This window comes from Neorhizobium turbinariae, assembly GCF_023223505.1.
Taxonomy (GTDB): Bacteria; Pseudomonadota; Alphaproteobacteria; order Rhizobiales; family Rhizobiaceae; genus Neorhizobium; species Neorhizobium turbinariae.
This window is the reverse complement of the sequence record NZ_JALPRY010000019.1, coordinates 23,703-43,011: the sequence shown is the minus strand read 5'-3', so window position 1 is coordinate 43,011 and position 19,309 is coordinate 23,703. Positions and strand designations below refer to the sequence as shown.

The window sequence follows — 19,309 nt, the reverse complement described above, 5'->3', positions numbered from 1 at the left end:
GCCACGTGCAGTTAACCTGACCGCTCCTATATCTCTCGTCATCCACCGCCCGCCGGACCTCCGGCCACACAGATGACAGAAGATAAGAAGGTTAGGTAAAGATGCGCAAACTAGGACGTCCCTCTCTGAAGACCGTCTTGAAGACCACCACTGTCGCTGGTCTCGGAGCGGTCATGCTTTCCACCGGCATTCCAGCCGAAATCATCAGCTCCTATGCGGCTCCAGTGAGCGTCACGGCGCCGCAGGCACCGAGCTTTGCCGATGTCGTAGCGGCCGTTTCGCCGGCCGTTGTTTCCGTTCGCGTTCAGTCCGACGCGCAGCCGGTTTCCAACGATGGCAGCAATTTCTCCTTCAATTTTGGCGGCCGCGGCTTCGACCAGCTTCCCGACGACCATCCGCTGAAGCGCTTCTTCCGTGAATTCGGCGGCCAGGATGGCCAGGACGGCAATCAGAACCGCGCCGAACGCGGTGGCCCGCGCAACCGCGACGGCAACCGTCCGCACCGCCTGCGTCCGGCTGCCCAGGGCTCCGGCTTCTTCATCTCAGAAGACGGTTACGTGGTCACCAACAACCACGTCGTTTCCGATGGCGCGGCTTATACCGTCGTGCTGAACGATGGCACGGAACTGGAAGCCAAGTTGATCGGCAAGGACAGCCGCACCGATCTCGCGGTGCTGAAGGTCGATGCCACCAGCCGCAAGTTCACCTATGTCACCTTCGCTGACGACAGCAAGACGCGTGTCGGCGATTGGGTGGTAGCCGTCGGGAACCCGTTCGGCCTTGGCGGCACCGTGACTGCCGGCATCGTTTCGGCGCGCGGTCGTGATATCGGCTCCGGTCCGTATGACGACTACATCCAGGTCGATGCTGCGGTGAACCGTGGTAACTCGGGTGGCCCGACCTTCAACCTTTCCGGTGAAGTGGTCGGCATCAACACGGCGATCTTCTCGCCGTCCGGCGGCAACGTCGGCATCGCATTCGCCATCCCTGCCTCCACCGCCAAGGATGTCGTGGCCGACCTGATGAAGGACGGCAAGGTCGAGCGCGGCTGGCTTGGTGTTCAGATCCAGCCGGTGAACCAGGATATCGCCGAATCGCTCGGTCTCAAGGAAGCCAATGGCGCGCTTGTCGTGGCACCGCAGGAAGGCTCGCCCGGCCAGAAGGCCGGCATCCGCGAAGGCGACGTGATCACTGCCGTCAACGGCCAGCAGATCAAGGACGCCCGCGAACTGTCGCGCAAGATCGCGGCACTTGGGCCCAACACCAAGGTCGACATCGCCCTGTGGCGCGATGGCAAGTCGCAGAACGTATCCGTGACGCTTGGCAACCTGCAGAGCGACGAAGCATCCGCCCCGACGCCTGAGCAGCCTGAATCGCCGGCACCGTCGAGCGAGAAGGCACTTGCGAACCTTGGCATCACGGTCGCACCGGCCGGTGATGGCTTGGGTCTTTCGGTGACCGACGTGGATCCGGATTCCGAAGCTGCTGCCCGCGGCCTCAAGACCGGCGAAAAGATCGTCTCGGTCAACAACCGCAAGGTCGAAAGCGCAAACGACATCGGCCGCGTGATCGAGGAAGCCCGCAAGGACGGCCGCACCCGCGCCCTGTTCCAGGTGGAAGGCAACGGCTCGAGCCGCTTCATGGCGCTGCCGATCGACGAAGGTTGATCGAACCTGCCGGGCAAAAGAGGGGCGCCGCCGGCAACGGTCGGCGCCCTTGCTGTTGAAAGGGAGCAAAATGCGCTGGGACACGAGTAACACTGCCGAATCCAGTGGCACGAAAACCGGCGGTGACGCTATTGTGCCGCACATGAAGATTCTGGTGATCGAAGACGATCTCGAAGCAGCCGCCTACATGACCAAGGCCTTTCGTGAGGCGGGCATTGTCGTTGACCATGCAAGCGACGGCGAAAGCGGCCTGTTCATGGGATCGGAAAATTCCTATGACGTGATGGTCATCGACCGCATGTTGCCGCGCCGCGACGGGCTGTCGGTGATCAGCGAGTTGCGCAAGCGTGGCGTCAACACGCCGGTGCTGATCCTCTCGGCGCTTGGGCAAGTGGACGACCGCGTAACCGGCCTGCGTGCTGGCGGCGACGATTATCTCCCCAAGCCCTATGCCTTCTCGGAGTTGCTGGCCCGCGTGGAAGTGCTCGGACGCCGCAAGGGCGCACCGGAACAGGACATGGTCTACCGTGTCGGCGACCTCGAGCTCGACCGGCTTTCCCACGAGGTGCGTCGTGCCGGCAAGGAAGTGCTGCTGCAGCCGCGCGAATTCCGGCTTCTCGAATATCTCATGAAGAATGCCGGGCAGGTCGTGACCCGCACGATGTTGCTTGAAAATGTCTGGGACTACCATTTCGACCCGCAGACCAATGTGATCGACGTGCATGTTTCGCGGCTTCGCTCGAAGATCGAGAAGGATTTCGACAAGCCGCTGCTCAAGACCATTCGCGGCGCCGGCTACATGATCAAGGACGAGGGGTAAGATCCCTTGTTGAACCGTGCCCGCCTGATGTTCCGTTCGACCGCCGTGCGGCTGTCGGCGCTCTACATCCTGCTGTTTGCCCTGTGTGCGGCCTTTCTGGTCTTCTACGTGACCGCGATGTCCGAGCGCCTGCTTGCGCAGCAGACGCGCCAGACGCTGCAGGAGGAAGTGGGCGACGTGCAGCGCGCTTATGAGCGCGGCGGGATCAACCTGCTGGTGCGGATGATGGAGCGGCGTGCCCGCCAGCCGGGCGCCAACCTTTATGTCGTGGCGGGGCCGAACGGCGAGATGCTGGCCGGCAACGTGGCCTCGGTGCAGCCGGGCGTGCTCGACGAGCAGGGCTGGACGGAGCCGCCGTTCCGCTATGAACCTTTCGCCGAAGCGGAGAAGCCGGGCCAGGACGTGGCGATCGGTTATGTGATGCGGCTCGACAACGGCCTGAGGATCATGGTCGGGCGCGACCTCGGCGATCCTGGCCGCTTCCGGCTGATCGTCCGGCGGGCGCTGATGGTGGCACTGACGATCATGGGTGTCGGCGCGCTGGTGATCTGGTTCGGCATCGGCCGCAACGCCCTGAAACGCATCGATCGCATGTCGGCGGCGAGCCAGAAGATCATGGCGGGCGACCTTTCGCAGCGGTTGCCGGTCGGCCGGTCTGGCGACGAATTCGACCGACTTTCCGATTCCCTCAATGCCATGCTCGGCCGCATCGAGAAGCTTAACGAAGGGCTTCGGCAGGTGTCCGACAACATCGCCCACGACCTGAAGACGCCGCTGACGCGGCTGCGCAACAAGGCGGCCGACGCGCTTTCGGAAGATCGCGAGGATGTGCGCCGCGCGGCGCTCGAAGGCATTATCGGCGAGTCGGATCAGTTGATCCGCACCTTCAATGCGCTGCTGATGATTTCGCGCGTCGAAGCCGGATCGATTGCAGCGGAGATGTCGGAAGTGGATCTGTCCGCCGTTTCGGCTGACAGCGCCGAGCTTTACGAACCGGTGGCGGAGGAGGCGGGGCTTCAACTTGCAACCGAAGTGCTGCCCGGCGTGGCGGTGAACGGCAACCGCGAGCTGATCGGCCAGGCGATCTTCAACCTCCTCGACAATGCCATCAAGTATTCCGGTGACGGAGACGACAACCGCGGCATCAAGCTGCGGCTCGTCAAGCGGGATGGCGATATTCGCCTTTCCGTCTGTGACAACGGGCCGGGCATTCCCGCCGACAAGCGGGAGGATGTGCTGAAGCGGTTTGTGCGGCTCGATGAAAGCCGCTCGAAGCCGGGCACAGGGCTGGGGTTGTCACTGGTGGAAGCGGTGATGGAACTGCATGGCGGCTCGCTGGAGCTTTCCGACACATATGAAGGCCGTCCGGATGCAACGGGGCTTACCGTCACCATGGTCTTTCCGGCGCCAAGGCTCTAAGTGATGATCGGGATGATCGACGGGAGGCGCCGGTGGAGGAAAAAGCAGCGACGGTGAAAGTGTCCGAGCCGGTCAAGCGGCTCGACATAGTGTCGCCGGACATCATACGGCAGCTGACGCAGGCGGAAGCGAAAGCGGCCCTGTCCGTTCTCAAGGATGCAGCCAAGCTCGAGCCGGCGGTGGTTGAACTGCTGGCCGAAGATGGTCCGCTCAAGTCTTTCCTTGTCTCGGCCCTTAGCCTTTCCCCGTACCTCTCGGAAACCGCTGCCCGATCTCCGGCACTTCTGACCACTGCCATTCATGAGCCTCTGGAACCAAGGCTTCGGCAAATCGTCGGCCGAGCCCGCGACTGCTGGCGCCCCAATGATGGTGAAATCCCCTCCGAAAACGAAGTGATGACGGCGCTGCGGGTGGCCAAGCGCGAGCTGAGCTTCCTCGTCGCGCTCGCGGACCTTGCGCGTATCTTTACCGCCCGCGACACGACCTTCTGGCTGAGCGCGCTTGCCGATGCCGCGACCGCCGCCGCCATCGACCACCTGCTGCTGGCGGGCCACGAGAGCGGCAAGCTGAAGCTTCCAGACACCTCGAACCCCAGCGAGCGCTCCGGGCTGATCGTGCTTGGCATGGGCAAGCTCGGGGGGCGCGAGCTCAACTACTCCTCCGACATCGACATCGTCGTGTTCTTCGATCCGGAAGCTGGCACGCTGCCCGATCCCATGGGTGGGTCGGAAACTTACGGGCGGATGATGCGGCGGCTGATCCGCATCCTGCAGGAGCGCACCGCCGACGGTTATGTCTTCCGCACGGATCTGAGGCTGCGGCCCGACCCCGGCTCGACGCCGCTGGCGGTCTCGCTCGATGCGGCGCTCGTTTATTACGAGGCGCGCGGACAGAACTGGGAGAGGGCGGCCTATATCAAGGCGCGGCCGGTTGCCGGTGACATCGCGGCGGGCAAGAACTTCATGCGGCTGCTGACGCCCTTCGTGTTCCGCAAGTATCTCGACTACGCGGCAATTGCCGACATCCATTCCATCAAGCGGCAGATCCATGCTCACAAGGGACATGGGGCGATTGCGGTGAAGGGGCATGACGTGAAGCTTGGTCGCGGGGGTATCCGCGAGATCGAGTTCTTCGCTCAGACCCAGCAGTTGATTGCCGGTGGGCGCATGCCGCCCATCCGCGTTCGGGAAACCGAGGCGGCGCTTCGGGCGCTCGCGGAAGCCAAGTGGATCTCGCACGAGATCGCCGACGAGATGACGGAGTGCTACTGGTTCCTGCGTGACATCGAGCATCGGATCCAGATGGTGCGCGACGAGCAGAGCCATCACCTGCCGGACACAGAGGCGGAGTTGAAGCGGATCGCCTTCATGCTCGGCTTCCGGGACACCAAGAGCTTTTCGGCAAGACTCGAGGAGGTGCTGCGGACGGTCGAGAAGCGCTATTCGCGGCTTTTCGAACAGGAAGCCAAGCTTTCCGGTACCAACGGCAATCTCGTTTTCACCGGTCAGCAGGACGACCCTGAAACCCTGGAAACGCTGTCAAGCCTCGGTTTTGAGCGGCCAGCCGACATCTCGCGGGTGATCCGCACCTGGCACAATGGCCGCTATCGGGCGACGCAATCGGTTGAGGCCCGGGAGCGGCTGACGGAACTGATGCCGGCGCTCTTGAAGGCCTTTGGTGAAAGCAAGCGCGCAGACGAGGCGCTGCTGCGTTTCGACAGCTTCCTCAAGGGTTTGCCGGCGGGAATCCAACTGTTTTCGCTGGTTGCGAACAACCCGCCACTGCTGGCGCTGATCGTCACCATCATGTCCTCGGCGCCGAGGCTTGCCGACATTGTCGCGAGCAAGCCGCATGTCTTCGACGGCATGCTGGACCCCGGTCTGATTGCCGAACTTCCGACCCGCGAGCATCTCTCCCATCGGCTGACCACCTTCCTCACCGGCGCAAGGGCCTATGAGGAACTGCTGGACCGGCTGCGGATCTTTGCCGCCGAACAGCGCTTCCTGATCGGCATCAGGCTGCTGACCGCGACAATCACCGGGGAGCAGGCGGCACGCGCCTTTACCCACCTTGCGGACCTCCTGATCGAAGCGGCGCTCGATGCCGTGCTGCGCGAGATCGAGGCTGGCCATGGGCGGTATCCGGGCGGTCGCGTCGCGGTGATGGGGATGGGCAAGCTCGGCAGCTTCGAACTGACGGCAGGATCTGACGTCGACCTCATCCTGCTCTACGACTACGACGGTTCGGCTGCCGAGAGTTCAGGGCCGAAGCCGCTCGACGCGGTGCGTTATTTTTCCCGCATCACCCAGCGGTTGATCGCCGCGCTTTCCGCGCCGATGGCGGAAGGGGTCATCTTCGAAGTGGATCTTCGGCTGCGGCCATCCGGAAACAAGGGGCCGGTCGCAACCCGCATCACCTCGTTCCAGAAATACCAGCATGAGGACGCCTGGACCTGGGAGCACATGGCGCTGACCCGGGCGCGGCTCATCTGCGGTGACGAAAGCCTCGTCGCCGAGGCAAAGGACATCATCTGCGACGTGCTCGCGGCCGCCGACGATCCGGACAAGATCACCAGGGATGTCGCGGAGATGCGGGCGCTGATCGAAAAGGAAAAGCCACCGCGCGATGTTTGGGACATGAAGCTGATCCGCGGCGGGCTGATCGATATCGAGTTCATCGCCCAATATCTGCGCCTGATCGCGCCGGCGAAGGGGGAGGTGGTCAATACCTATGGCCTCTCGACGGCTGACGCGCTGAAGATGCTGGGCGCGCGCTTCCTGCAACAGGATCAGCTCGATACCTGCCTTGCAGCGCTGCGGCTCTACACCGAGCTTTCGCAGATCATCCGCCTGTGCGTCGACGGACCTTTCGATTCCAAGGATGCGCCGGCCGGTCTTGTGGAACTGTTGTGCCGCGCTAGCGACTGCCCCGACCTCAAGACGCTGGAAGGCGAGATGAAGCGGCTTTCCTCGGCGGTGCGAGACACCTTCAAGGCCGTTGTGCGGAAATAGGGCTCAGGCCGTCTTGCGGTGCTCTGCAGGCTCGCGGTCCGGGATCATCAGCGACACGACGGTGCCGACGCCGGTTCGCGAGCGAATGCGCATCGAGCCGCCATGCAGCGCCACCAGCGAGCGGGAGATGGCGAGACCAAGCCCCGAACCGCCCTTGCTCTTGGCATATTGGCTCTGCACCTGCTCGAAAGGTTGGCCGATCTTGGCAAGTGATTCCTTCGGGATGCCGATGCCCGTGTCGGCGATCGTCAGCATCAGGCCGTTCTGCACGCGGCGGGCACGAAGCTCGATGTTGCCGCCCGCATCGGTGAATTTCACGGCGTTCGACAGCAGATTGAGCATGATCTGCTTGAGCGCACGGCGGTCGCCGATGACGTCCAGGCGGTCGCAGAGACGACGGTTGATGGAGACAGATTTCTCTTCTGCAGCGATGGACGTCAGGCGCAGGCTCTCCTCGATCAGCGGCTTCAGGTCGACCGGCTCGGACACGATGCGCATGTGGCCCGCCTCGATCTTCGACATGTCGAGGATGTCGTTGATGACGTTGAGCAGGTGCTTGCCGCTGTCGTGGATGTCCTTGGAGTATTCAACGTATTTCGGGGATCCGAGAGGCCCGAACATGCCGTTCATCAGGATCTCGGAGAAGCCGAGAATGGCGTTGAGCGGCGTGCGCAGTTCGTGGCTCATGTTGGCCAGGAATTCGGACTTTGCCTTGTTGGCAGCCTCGGCGCGTTCCTTCTCCGCCTGATAGTTCGCGTTGGCGACTGAAAGCTCGGACTTCTGCCGCTCCAGCTTTTTCTGAGAGGCGGAAAGATCACCGATCGTTGCCATCAGGCGGCGTTCGGATTCGCGCAGGCGTTCCTGGTGGCGCTTGAGGAGGGTAATGTCGGTACCGACCGACACCATGCCGCCATCGCGGGTGCGGCGTTCGTTGATCTGCAGCCAGCGTTCGTCCGCAAGCTGGACTTCCGTGGTGCGGGACATGCCGCTGCCGTCGGGATCGGCCACGCGCCGCTCGATGACAGGGCGGGCGGCGGCTGCATTGACGGCCGCGCGCTCGGTGCCGGGCACGAGGACGCTGTCGGGAAGGCCGTATGCCTGCTGGAAGTGCGTGTTGCACATCACCAGCCGGTCGTTCTTGTCCCAGAGCACGAAGGCTTCCGAGGTGCATTCGATGGCGTCGGCAAGGCGCTGGTCGGCCTCGGCGTAACGCTGCGCCAGGCGATGGTGCTCGGTGACGTCCATGGCGATGCCGATGACATGGGTGCGGCCGTTCGCCGTCTTCACCACCTGGGCACGGGCACGCATCCACACGTAGTGGCCGGCGGCGTGGCGCATACGGAACACCTGGTCGACCTGCTTGGAATTGCCGCGGCTGATTGCGCGCGCCAGTGCATAGATGTTGCTGTCGGTCGGGTGCATCATGCGGGCGGCATCGGTGAAGGAGATGACGTTGCCGCCCGGCGGGAGGCCGAGCATCTCGTACATCGAGCCCGACCAGAACAGGCGGCGGTTCTCGACGTCGAAGTCCCACAAGCCGCAGCGGCCACGCGACAGCGCCGTTTCCATGCGCAGGTTGGACTGCACGAACGTGTCGTCGGCTTCGCGGGCGCGACGGACCTGCATGTAATAGGCATAGAGGATCACCAGCAGGATCGCCGAGATGCCGGCGAAGACGGTGACGTTAAGCGACACCTCCTGGCGCCAGAAAAGGTCGATATACTGCAGCGAATGGGCAGCGACGATAAGCGCGCCCTCGGTACCGATCGCCTGGATGACGGCGTAATGCGAGACATCGCCGATATAGGTTTCGATCACCGCGTTGTCGGTGCCGACGCGCCGCACTGCGGCCGTTTCGGGGAGCAGCGAGGTCAGGCGGCGATCGAGATAGGAGGCGATGTTGCCCCAGCCGCCGACCACGCGGCCTTCCGGGTTGACGAGGAGCACAAAGGCGCCCGGCATGGTGGGCTCCGGCGGCAGCACGGCGCGCAACTGCGCTTCGGCCGGCGCGCGGGCACCCGTCGTCACGAGCGAGGCATTGGCCGCAAAGGTAGCGCGGGCGGCAGAGGCGAGCAGCTCGGTGGAGTGGCGGGCTGCATCCTGCATGCGGCTGTATTCGCCCATGATGCCGACGACCCGCGAAGCGGCAACCACGATCAGGAAGGCAACGATGAGGAGGGGGATCGAACGCTTGAGGATCAGTTCGACCTTCGGCATCTGGCGTGCCATCGGTCTCCAGGTCAGCCGTCCTTCGTCAGGAACGGCTCGACCCAAGCCGTCCAGGCTCGGAAATTTAAAACGCAACCGACCTTCGGCAGCGGGGACCCGCTGCGCGTCCGACATCGTCTTCATGTAGACCCTCGTGATGATCCGACGCGCCGCTCGCCCGAATCTGACTCAATGAATCATTAGTGATTCTGCGTGTCCAGAGGGTCCGTTAGCTTTTTGTTAAGATCTGCTACCTGTTGCCAAACGGACTCAAAACCAGGTGCAAAAAAGGCCCGCGGAGAGATCCGCAGCCCTTGTCGTTCTAGCCCTTGAGCATCCGCTCGACGATGTCCCTGACATCGGTCGAAAGATTGGCGGCCCGCTCTATCGTGGTGAGCGCTGCCCGGGCATGATCGGCCCGCTGCGGTTCAAGTGAACGCCAGGACCGCATCGAGGTGAGGATGCGGGCTGCAAGCTGCGGGTTCTTGGCGTCGATCGCCAGGATCTGCTCGGCAAGGAAGCGATAACCTTCCCCGTCGGCGCGGTTAAAGCCGGTCGGGTTGGAGAAGGCATAGGTGCCGATCAGCGACCGTACCCGGTTCGGGTTGGTCGAGATGAAGCGCGGGTTCTCCATCAGCGACTTGACGCGCGACAGAGCGTCCGCGCCCGGGATGGTCGCCTGGATCGAGAACCACTTGTCGATGACGAGCGGATTGCCGTCAAAGCGAGTCAGGAAGCTCGCAAGTGCCGACGTTGCCTCGGACGAAGACGGGAAGCGATGGGCGAGTAGGGTGAGTGCCTGCGCCAGATCCGTCATGTTGTCGGAGGACGCGAAAGCCTCGGCTGCACGAGCCGGCGAGCCCTCCGAATAGGTGAGGTAGGACAGCGCGATGTTGCGCAGTGCGCGCTTCCCAGCGCTTTCCGCATCCGGCGCATAAGCGCCCTCGGGCTTCATCGTCTCGAACAGGTGGACGAAGCTCTTTTCGCCAGCCTCGGCAATGGCCGAGATGACCGCGGTGCGGCCGGCGTGGATTGCGTCCGGATCGTTGTTGCTGCCGAGTTCGCGGGCAATATCAGCCTCGCTCGGCAGCGTAAGCGCCTGTGCCCGGAAGGCCGGCTCCAGCGTCTCATCGGCAGCCGCCTCCAGAAGCGCGGCGATAAGCGCCGGATCGCAGGTCACGTCCTTGCCGTCGCGTGCATCCCGCGCCGCCTGCATCAGGTTCGGCATGGCAAGATCGGTCAGCGCCTGCCAGCGGGCGAAGAGGTCGGTGTCATGGCGGGCGATATGCGCAAGATCGGCCGGCGTCTGGTCGAAATGCAGGTTGATCGGCGCCGAGAACGACCGGTTGAGCGACAGTACCGGGCGCGACGAGATGCCGGAGAAGGTGAAGGTCTGGCGTCGTTCGGTGAGGTGCAGCACGTCCTCGGTGACTTCGCCGCCAGTGACGCCTTCCGGCGTTGCCAGCGAGCCGTTATCGAGGATCAGCGCGAACGACAACGGGATGTGCATCGGATCCTTGGTCGACTGGCCGGGCGTTGCCGGCACCATCTGCTCCAGCGACAGTGTGAAGGTGCCGCTGGACTGATCGTAGCTGCTCGAGGCGGTGACCAGCGGCGTACCGGCCTGGTGGTACCAGAGCGAGAACTGCGTGAGATCGCGGCCGCTCGCATCCTCGAAGCACTTCACGAAATCCTCGACGGTGGCGGCATCGCCATCGTGGCGCTCGAAATAAAGGTCCATGCCCTTCTTGAACATGTCGCGGCCCAGCAGGGTGGCGATCATGCGGGTGACTTCGGAGCCTTTTTCGTAGACCGTCGTCGTGTAGAAGTTGTTGATTTCACGATATTTCGTCGGACGCACCGGGTGCGCGAGCGGACCGGCATCCTCGGGGAACTGCTCCGACTTCAGGTGGCGGACTTCGGCGATACGCTTGACCGGCCGCGAACGCATGTCGGCCGAGAATTCGTGGTCGCGGTAGACGGTCAGGCCTTCCTTCAGGCACAGTTGGAACCAGTCGCGGCAGGTGATGCGGTTGCCGGTCCAGTTGTGGAAATATTCGTGGGCGATGATCGCCTCGATATTTGCATAATCCTGGTCGGTCGCGGTCTCGGGGTCAGCGAGAACATATTTGTCGTTGAAGACGTTGAGGCCCTTGTTCTCCATCGCGCCCATGTTGAAGTCGGAGACGGCGACGATCTGGAAGATGTTGAGGTCGTATTCGCGGCCGAACCGCTCCTCGTCCCATTTCATCGAGCGCTTCAGCGCATCCATGGCATAAGCCGCGCGCGGCTCCTTGCCGTGCTCAACATAGATCTTCAGCGCGACTTCATTGCCGGACATGGTGGTGAAGGTGTCTTCAACGACGCCGAGATCACCGGTAACCAGTGCAAAGAGGTAAGATGGCTTCGGGTGCGGATCGAACCAGGCGGCAAAGGCGCGGCCTTCGTCATAACCCGCGCCGCCAAGGAAGTTGCCGTTCGACAGCATGACAGGGTTGGCAGCCTTGTCGCCGATGATGGTGACGGTGTAGGGCGCCAGCACGTCCGGACGGTCCGGAAAATAGGTGATGCGCCGGAAGCCTTCAGCCTCGCATTGCGTGCAGTAGATGCCGTTGGTGCGGTAAAGACCCATCAACTGGGTGTTGGCTTCCGGGTTGATATAGGTGGTGATGGTGATCTCGAAAGGCGACTCCGCCGGCAGGTCGCGCACCGTCAGTTGCTCGGGCGTCACGTCATACTGGCTGGTCGGGACCTCGTTCTGGTCCAGCAGAAGACCGGACAGCGTCAGTTCATCACCATCGAGCACCAGCGGGGCCGTGGGATCGACGCCCTCGCGGCGGTGGAAGATCAGCCGCGCCTCAACCTTCGTATTCGTCGGATCAAGCTCGAACGTCAGGTCGACTCGTTCCAGGACAAAGTCGGTGGGGCGGTAATCTGCCAGATGAACAATCTGGCCCGTATCTGTGCGCATAGTACTTCCTGGAACCGGCTCTTCATGTGAGTCACGCGACAAGCATCGGACCGAAATCGGCCAGACTGTACCCGTCGCGGCGGGCATAATTGCACGCAATGCTAAACGATTGTTGAACCCTCTACATCACGCAGAGGTTCGATATTACCGTACTCGGCTCAAAGGGTTTCCGTTTCGTCACCCAATTTGATCAACTCATCAGCAGATTTCATACTCCTCGCGTCCATCATCCTCTATCGTGCGGACAAATCAAGCATTTCCCATCTTTTGCCTGTCTGAAGCGCGGCGAATTCCGAAGAGTAGTACATGGCCGCGGATGCCTCAAACCCCCTCAAGGGGATCATGATGAAGGTGAGCTCAGTCGTGGTCTTCGTGGCCATGCAGGCATGCATCAAGTCCGCCGGACCCGATATTCCGGCCGGGCAGATCACCTTCTTCCGCTCCGCTTTCGCGGTGGTGCCGATCATCCTCTACCTTGGATACCTTGGCCAATTGCGGGGCGTGATGAAGACCAGCAGCCCGTTTGGCCACCTGCGGCGCGGCATGCTCGGCATCATGTCGATGGGCTTCGGCTTCTATGGGCTGGTCAACCTACCGCTGCCGGACGCAATCGCGATCGGTTATTCCATGCCGCTGCTTGCGGTCGTGTTCGCGGCGATCTTCCTGAAGGAGCCGGTGCGGCTTTATCGCTGGACGGCGGTCATGGTGGGAATGATTGGCGTTGTCATCATCTCCTGGCCGAAGCTGACGCTGTTCCAGGACGGCGGCGTGCCTTCGCAGCAGGCGCTCGGCGCGGCGGCGGTATTGACGTCATCTTTCCTGGCGGGCTTCGCCATGATCCAGACGCGGCTTCTGGTGCGCACGGAAAAGACGGCGACGATCGTGATGTATTTCTCGCTCAGCGGCGCGGTGTTCTCGCTGCTGAGCCTGCCTTTCGGCTGGAATAACCTCAGCGCGTCGGAGATGGCATTCCTGATTGCGGCGGGGTTTTGCGGCGGCGTCGGGCAGATCCTGCTGACAGAAGCCTACCGGAATGCGGACGTTTCGACGGTGGCGCCGTTTGAGTACACCTCGATCGTGCTGGGGATTGTGATCGCCTACATCCTGTTTTCGGATGTGCCGACAGTCGAGACCTTGATCGGCACGACGATTACCGTCTCGGCCGGCATCTTCATCATATACCGCGAGCACCAGCTTGGGCTGGAGCGGAAGGCGGCGCGCAAGGCGTCACCGCCAGGCGGCTGAAGCCAGTCCTTAGAGCGGGATGGCAGCCGTCGCGGGATTGCTCTTCTTGGCAGAAGCAGCGCGCGCCGTGTCGGCATGGCTGTATTCCCGCGATGCGTTCACGGCCGTGCCGATGTGGTGCAGGCTGTCACGGAAGCTGCGCAACGAGCGGAAAAACGTGTTCATGGCAAAATCCTTATCGTTTGCGGATCAACGTTCGCGGAAGTCTGCGAAAACGGCTGCAGGACGCGACACACCGGTCGGGCGCGCCATGGCACGCGAGGTCATCTGCTCGTTCGTCGCCGAGCCGAAGCGGTGGTAGCCCTGCGTGGCACGCGGTGCGAGCCCTGCAATGCGAAGGGTTTCAAAGCCCGAGTGGATCGGGCGGAAGCGGGTCGTCATTGCCTTGGTTCCTTTAAACCACAATTCCTCCCAAGACATGTCTCTATATTGCGCCGCAACATCGATTCCGCAATGCGACAGAACGCCGTACTGTCATGCGCAACGTGCATGGCTTTCTTCATGGTCCGGTAATCTTGTTCAAAGAATCGGCAGTAACGGCCGAATGCCCATCTAGTGGCTGGTGAGGCGGCTCTTGAGGGTGAGCAGGTCCTGCCATGCAAGGGCCTTGTTGGCAGGGGCCGCGGTCAGTTCCTGCGGATGCAGGGTGGCAATCGCCGCCGTATTCCAGCCGGCGATGGTAACATCACGCCATTCGCCGCGGAGCGAATGGATCGTGCCGTTGACGCCGAAGAAGAAACGGGCCGGGAAGGTGCCGAGAAGCAGCAGCGTCTTCGGCTCGGCAAGCGCGATCTGGCGCTCCAGGAACGGCCGGCAGATTTCCATCTCGGCGGGCGAGGGCATGCGGTTGCCGGGCGGCCGCCACGGGATCATGTTGGTCAGCACCACGGCTTCACGGGCGAGGCCGATCGCACCCAGCATCCGGTCGAGAAGCTGTCCCTGCCGTCCGGAAAAGGGGATGCCGTCGCGATCGTCATCGGCATTCGGCATCGGGCCGATGACCATGATGCCTGAGGCCGGATCACCGCTGGCAAACACCGTGGAGCGCGCGCCGTTCTTCAGGTTGCAGCCGCTGAAGGCCTCAAGGGCCGTCTTCAATTCCGGCAAAGAGCGTGCGCTTTCGGCGGCAAAGCGCGCGGCCGCGACGGCCTCGCCATCCGGGATGGAAACGGGTGCGGAGGATGACGGTGCGGCAGGCGAGGGGGCGGAAGCCCGTGCAGCCGAAGCTGCGCCAGTGCGGCTTTGGGCGGCAGCGCCACCTGTGTTGGTCGCGGTATCATTCTGCGCCAGGTTGCCGCGAGCCGATGCCGGTATGCGTGCTCCTGCCTTGGCCGCCTTTTGGGCGGCGAACTGCGCGAAGCGATCCACCGGATCATCCTCGGCCAGCCACTCCACACCCGCATCTGCATAAAAATGCAGAAGCGCGGCGAGCTCTGGCGCGTCGAGATCCTTGGCGGTGTCCATGATCCTATCCTAGCGGAGCGGACGAGGCGGCGAAAGGCAAAGCCGCTCTCACGCGGCCCATTGTCCCACGTTATCGCTCTCGCCGATCAGCGCCAGCCCGTGTGCGATGGAGAGCAATTCGCCGCCGCTTTCGATCTTGGACGCGTCGAAGCGGCGGGTGAAGATCCGCCGGACGGCTGGGACGAAGGACGTGCCGCCGGTGAGGAAGACCTTGTCGACAGCTTCGGGCGGCGTGTTGGTCTGCTCCAGCACCTCGTCGAGCGCCCCTTCGATCTTGGCAAGATCGTCCGCAATCCAAGTCTCGAAGTCGCTGCGCTTCACCATCTTGTTGCCAGCCTTGCCGAGCGGCGCGAACTTGAATTCCGCTTCCTCGGCGCCCGACAGCGCCATCTTGGTCGCCGAGATCGCCTGGTAGAGCGGATAACCTTCGTCGTGCTCCACAAGATCGATGAAAAGTTCCAGTTTGTCGGGATCCAGCGCCGAACGCACCAGCGATTTCATGTCGGCGAACTCGCGGGTGGTCTTGAAGATCGACAACTGGTTCCAGCGGCTGAAATTGGCGTAGTAGCCGGCCGGCACTTCCAGCACCTTGTCGAAGCTCTTGAAAAAGGTGCCCTTGCCGATCTCCGGCGCCACGAGATGGTCGATCATCCGCGCATCGAAATGGTCGCCGGCAATGCCGACGCCCGAGTGCCCGATCGGCTTGGCGGTAAGCTTGCCGGCCTGGCGTTCGAAACGGATCAGCGAATAGTCGGTGGTGCCACCGCCGAAGTCGGCCACCAGCACGGTCGCGTCGGTTTTCAAAGTCTGGGCGAAATAATAGGCGGCCGCCACGGGCTCATAGACGTAGTGGATCTCGGGGAAGCCGAGACGCGTCAGGGCCTCGTTGTAGCGCTCGGTGGCGAGTGCGGGATCCGGATTGGCACCGGCAAAATGCACCGGCCGCCCGGCGATGAGGCGCGAGACTTCCGACGGCCAGTTGCCATCCGCATAGGTCTTCAACCGCTTCAGGAAGATTTCCATCAGGTCTTCGAATTGCTGGCGGCGTGCGAACACGAGCGTGCCCTGGAAGAGCGGGCTGGCCGCAAAGGTCTTGATCGACTGCAGGAAGCGGCAATCACCCGGATTGTCGATGAACTGGCGGATCGCAGCCTGGCCAGCCTCCACCTTCAGCGCCTGGGCGCCCATCACTGCGTCCTTCATGAAGGAAAGCGCGGTGCGCATCGAATCGCTGGTGCCGGCATTGCTCGTGAACTGCATCGAATGGGTGGTCGAACCGTCGCCGTCCGCCAGTGCCAGAACAGTATTGGTCGTGCCGAAATCAAGCCCGAGCGCCCGTGCCATGGCCGTGCTCCTTAAAGTCATCAATGATGTTGAAACGGGCAAAGGCCCGAACGCAAAAAGGCGCCGAACAGCGCCTTGATCAGTGTGGGCGCGTGATCGCACAAGCCGGCTGTTGATGCAAGCTGAAAGGCTTTAGATGTTGCTTATGTGCTCAGGCTCCGCGGCCTGTTCCAGAAGCCATGTGCGGAAGGCTTCCATGGCCGCGTTGACAGGCCGTGATTTCAGCCGCACCAGCCAATAACTGCCTTTGGAGATAAAGATGTCGAAAGGTTGCACCAGCGCACCTGACGCGGTGTGGCGCGAAAACATCAGAGGCGGCGCGAGCGCCACGCCTGCACCCTGGATCGCCGCCTCCACCATCAGCACCGAACTGTCGAACACCATGCCGCGAAGAGGGGGTGGCTCAACGCCTGCAGCCTCGAACCAGCTTGGCCATTCGTCGGCCCGGTAGGAGCGAAGCAGCGGCTGCTTCGCCACATCTTCCGGCGCCTGGATCTCCCTTGCAATCGAAGGCGTGCAGAGCGCCGTCAATGGCGCCTCGAACAGTGCTTCTGCCTCCATGTCATGCCAGGCCCCGTTGCCGAACTTTATCGTGTAATCAAGCCCTTCGGCGGCAATATCAACGCGATTGTTGTTGGTGGAAAGCCTGAGATCCACGAACGGATGTTTGATATGGAAATCGGACAGGCGCGGCAGCAGCCAGCCGACCGCAAGGGTCCCCACTGCACCGAGTTTCAGCACCTCGCGTACATGCCCGCCCTCGAAGCGCTCCAGCATGTCGGCCATGCGGTCGAAACTTTCCTGCAGGCAGGGCAGCAGCGCCAGGCCTTCCTCGGTGATCATCAAGCCGCGCGGCAGGCGGCGAAACAGCGTGACGCCGAGCCGCTGCTCCAGCAGTTTCACCTGATGGCTGACGGCGGCTTGCGTGACGCAGAGCTCGATCGCGGCGCGGGTGAAGGACAGGTGGCGCGCGGCGGCTTCGAATGCGCGCAACGCGTTGAGCGGCAGGTGGGGTCGAACCATGGATGCCCTAGATTTATTTGTGCCTGCCCGCAGATATCATCGTTTGATTGGGGCTCGCAAGCCGACCTAGAAATGCCGCATCACCTCAAACGGAGCATGATGATGGCGTCCAGAAATCCCCTCATTCTCGCAGCACTCGTTGGCGCGACGGCGTCTCTTCTCCATTTCGCCGCCGCGCACGCGGCCGAGCCGTTGCGGTGTACGGTCATCATCGACGAGAAGAGCGGCGAGCCGCTGCATCGCCAGGGGGATTGCGCGGAGGCCATATATCCGCAGTCTACCTTCAAGCTGCCGATCGCGATGATGGGATATGACGCCGGCATCCTTACCGATGCCCACAATCCGCGCTGGTCCTACCAGGCCAAGTGGCAACGCCCGCAGCGGGAGCAGAAGGACAGCGACCCGACAATCTGGGAACGCGATTCCATCGTCTGGTACTCGCAGGAGATCACCCGCCGGCTCGGCAAGAAGGCGTTTGCCGACTACATCCGCGGCTTCAACTACGGCAACCGCGACGTTTCCGGTGGCCCGGGCGGCACCGACGGCCTGACACAGTCATGGCTGATGTCGTCGCTGAAGATCTCTGCGGATGGGCAGGTGGATTTCCTGAAGCGGTTCCTGACCGGCGGCCTGCCGATCAGTGCGGAGGCTGTTGAGAAGACGAAAGCCATCACGCCGAGTTTCGACGCTGCGGATGGCTGGACCGTCTACGGCAAGACGGGCTCGGGCAGCATGCGCAACAAGGCCGGCAAAGGTGACACGAGCCGTCCGATCGGGTGGTTTGTCGGCTGGGCCGAGAAGCAAGGGCGGCGTGTCGTGTTCGCGCGCCTCTTCGTGGATACGAAGCGCCACACCAAGCAACCGATCAGCTTCACCGTGCGCGACAGCCTGATCGAAGACCTGCCGCGTCTGATGGCGCGGTAAGGGAGAGGCTCGCGTCGTTCTTACCCCCGAAGGCGGCGCGAGCCCCAGATTGTTACCAAGCCGATGGCGGCGGAGACCAGGCCCCAGATGATCCAGGGCGTCTGGTTGATCATGAAGCTGGAGCGAGGATACGGGAAATAACCCGTGCCCTGGCCGCTCCACAGCAGGCCAATGGCAACCATCACGATGCCGACGATCCGCAATACAGTCCGCATGGTTGCCATCCTCCTGCCGTCTCGTGTGAAGGCGTTACATCCTCATTGGCCGCACCGCGGTCAGATCGATCGCGATGCTCCGCCGTCGACGCGCAGCATCGTGCCCGTCACATAGCTCGCCGGCACGGAGCACAGGAAGGCGCCCGCTGCGGCAAACTCCTCGACCTTGCCGAGACGGCCGGCCGGGATGGTCTTCAGCGATGCGGCGCGAACCTCCTCAAGGCTCTTGCCCTGGCGCTTGGCATTGGCGCCATCGAGTTCATCGATGCGATCGGTATGAATGCGGCCCGGCAACAGCATGTTGCAGGTAATGCCGAAGCTCGCCACCTCCGCCGCCATGGTCTTGTTCCAGCCAACGAGCGCGCCGCGCAGCGTGTTCGACAGGGCGAGGTTCGGGATCGGTTCGAAGACGCCCGATGACGCAACCGTCAGGATGCGGCCAAACCCCTGTTCCTTCATCTGCGGCAGGAATGCGTTGGTCAGCGTGATGACGCGCAGCACCATGGACTGGAAGAAGGTGTCGAGCTTTTCGGCTGTCATCTCTTCCGCCGTGCCCGGGGTCGGGCCGCCCGTGTTGTTGACGAGGATGTCGATGCTGCCGAGCTTTTCCTTCACGCCATCCACCATGGACTGGACGAAATTGTCCTCCGCGAGGTCGCCCCACAGCCAATCGGCCTTGCCCTTTCCGGCTGCGTTGATGGCCGCGCAGTTTTCCGCCAGCCGATCGCCCGAGCGGCCGACGAGGAGAACATGGGCGCCTTCTGCCGCAAGCGCCTTGGCAATGCCGAGGCCAAGCCCGCGTGAGGAAGCAAGAACAAGCGCACGCTTGCCGGTGAGGCCGAAATCCATGGTGTGATCCTCCTGATTTTGTCTTGAAGTTGCGGAAGTTATAGCAGCCGTTCGGCAGTGGGGAAGGCCGATCTTGCAATCTTCCGTTCGGCTGTTAGATGACGTATACGTAAACGTAATATGCGAAAGCGGAAACGCGGGTTGCGCGA

General features: G+C 62.6%; 15 protein-coding genes. 6 read left to right on the top strand and 9 right to left on the bottom strand.

Annotated elements, in window-relative coordinates; all coding sequences use genetic code 11:
* Positions 1 to 101: 101 nt before the first annotated feature.
* The 4 genes from M0654_RS17375 (at position 102) to M0654_RS17360 (ending at position 6,917) form a co-directional block, all read left to right on the top strand.
* On the top strand, positions 102 to 1,667 hold the full coding sequence (locus M0654_RS17375; protein WP_248684168.1) for a Do family serine endopeptidase: 1,566 nt from the start codon (positions 102 to 104) through the stop codon (positions 1,665 to 1,667).
* Positions 1,668 to 1,737: 70 nt separating this feature from the next.
* Positions 1,738 to 2,487, top strand: coding sequence for a response regulator transcription factor (locus M0654_RS17370; protein ID WP_390920644.1), 750 nt, complete (start codon positions 1,738 to 1,740; stop codon positions 2,485 to 2,487).
* Between the two features lie 27 nt (positions 2,488 to 2,514).
* The gene (locus M0654_RS17365) at positions 2,515 to 3,906 is read left to right on the top strand and encodes a sensor histidine kinase (protein WP_390920653.1); all 1,392 of its coding nucleotides are present in this window, start codon (positions 2,515 to 2,517) and stop codon (positions 3,904 to 3,906) included.
* 59 nt (positions 3,907 to 3,965) lie between these two features.
* Complete coding sequence (locus tag M0654_RS17360; RefSeq protein ID WP_248684183.1) at positions 3,966 to 6,917, top strand: bifunctional [glutamine synthetase] adenylyltransferase/[glutamine synthetase]-adenylyl-L-tyrosine phosphorylase; 2,952 nt, start codon at positions 3,966 to 3,968, stop codon at positions 6,915 to 6,917.
* Between the two features lie 3 nt (positions 6,918 to 6,920).
* Here the strand turns inward: M0654_RS17360 and M0654_RS17355 are convergent, their stop codons facing one another.
* Together M0654_RS17355 and pepN are read right to left on the bottom strand one after the other, a co-directional pair.
* Complete coding sequence (locus M0654_RS17355) at positions 6,921 to 9,260, bottom strand: PAS domain-containing sensor histidine kinase (protein WP_248684182.1); 2,340 nt, start codon at positions 9,258 to 9,260, stop codon at positions 6,921 to 6,923.
* A gap of 187 nt (positions 9,261 to 9,447) precedes the next feature.
* The gene (gene pepN / locus M0654_RS17350) at positions 9,448 to 12,096 is read right to left on the bottom strand and encodes an aminopeptidase N (protein WP_248684166.1); all 2,649 of its coding nucleotides are present in this window, start codon (positions 12,094 to 12,096) and stop codon (positions 9,448 to 9,450) included.
* A gap of 306 nt (positions 12,097 to 12,402) precedes the next feature.
* On the opposite strand from pepN, the gene M0654_RS17345 reads away from it, so the two are divergent.
* Entirely contained in the window at positions 12,403 to 13,341 is a 939-nt protein-coding gene (locus tag M0654_RS17345; RefSeq protein ID WP_248684165.1) for a DMT family transporter, read from the top strand.
* Positions 13,342 to 13,350: 9 nt separating this feature from the next.
* Here the strand turns inward: M0654_RS17345 and M0654_RS17340 are convergent, their stop codons facing one another.
* From M0654_RS17340 to M0654_RS17320, 5 genes are all read right to left on the bottom strand, one after another.
* On the bottom strand, positions 13,351 to 13,506 hold the full coding sequence (locus M0654_RS17340; protein WP_248684164.1) for a hypothetical protein: 156 nt from the start codon (positions 13,504 to 13,506) through the stop codon (positions 13,351 to 13,353).
* A gap of 24 nt (positions 13,507 to 13,530) precedes the next feature.
* Complete coding sequence (locus tag M0654_RS17335) at positions 13,531 to 13,722, bottom strand: hypothetical protein (RefSeq protein WP_118849046.1); 192 nt, start codon at positions 13,720 to 13,722, stop codon at positions 13,531 to 13,533.
* Positions 13,723 to 13,893: 171 nt separating this feature from the next.
* On the bottom strand, positions 13,894 to 14,805 hold the full coding sequence (locus tag M0654_RS17330; RefSeq protein ID WP_248684163.1) for a uracil-DNA glycosylase: 912 nt from the start codon (positions 14,803 to 14,805) through the stop codon (positions 13,894 to 13,896).
* Positions 14,806 to 14,853: 48 nt separating this feature from the next.
* The gene (locus tag M0654_RS17325) at positions 14,854 to 16,149 is read right to left on the bottom strand and encodes an Hsp70 family protein (protein ID WP_248684162.1); all 1,296 of its coding nucleotides are present in this window, start codon (positions 16,147 to 16,149) and stop codon (positions 14,854 to 14,856) included.
* A 132-nt stretch (positions 16,150 to 16,281) separates the two neighbouring features.
* A complete protein-coding gene (locus M0654_RS17320; protein ID WP_248684161.1) occupies positions 16,282 to 17,172 on the bottom strand; it encodes a LysR family transcriptional regulator in 891 nt (296 codons plus the stop codon).
* A gap of 102 nt (positions 17,173 to 17,274) precedes the next feature.
* Between M0654_RS17320 and blaOXA the strand changes: the two genes are divergently transcribed.
* On the top strand, positions 17,275 to 18,096 hold the full coding sequence (blaOXA, locus tag M0654_RS17315; protein ID WP_248684160.1) for a class D beta-lactamase: 822 nt from the start codon (positions 17,275 to 17,277) through the stop codon (positions 18,094 to 18,096).
* A 20-nt stretch (positions 18,097 to 18,116) separates the two neighbouring features.
* On the opposite strand, the gene M0654_RS17310 is transcribed toward blaOXA, so the two are convergent.
* A complete protein-coding gene (locus M0654_RS17310; RefSeq protein ID WP_248684159.1) occupies positions 18,117 to 18,311 on the bottom strand; it encodes a hypothetical protein in 195 nt (64 codons plus the stop codon).
* A gap of 60 nt (positions 18,312 to 18,371) precedes the next feature.
* On the bottom strand, positions 18,372 to 19,160 hold the full coding sequence (locus tag M0654_RS17305) for an SDR family oxidoreductase (RefSeq protein WP_248684158.1): 789 nt from the start codon (positions 19,158 to 19,160) through the stop codon (positions 18,372 to 18,374).
* Positions 19,161 to 19,309 lie beyond the last annotated feature (149 nt).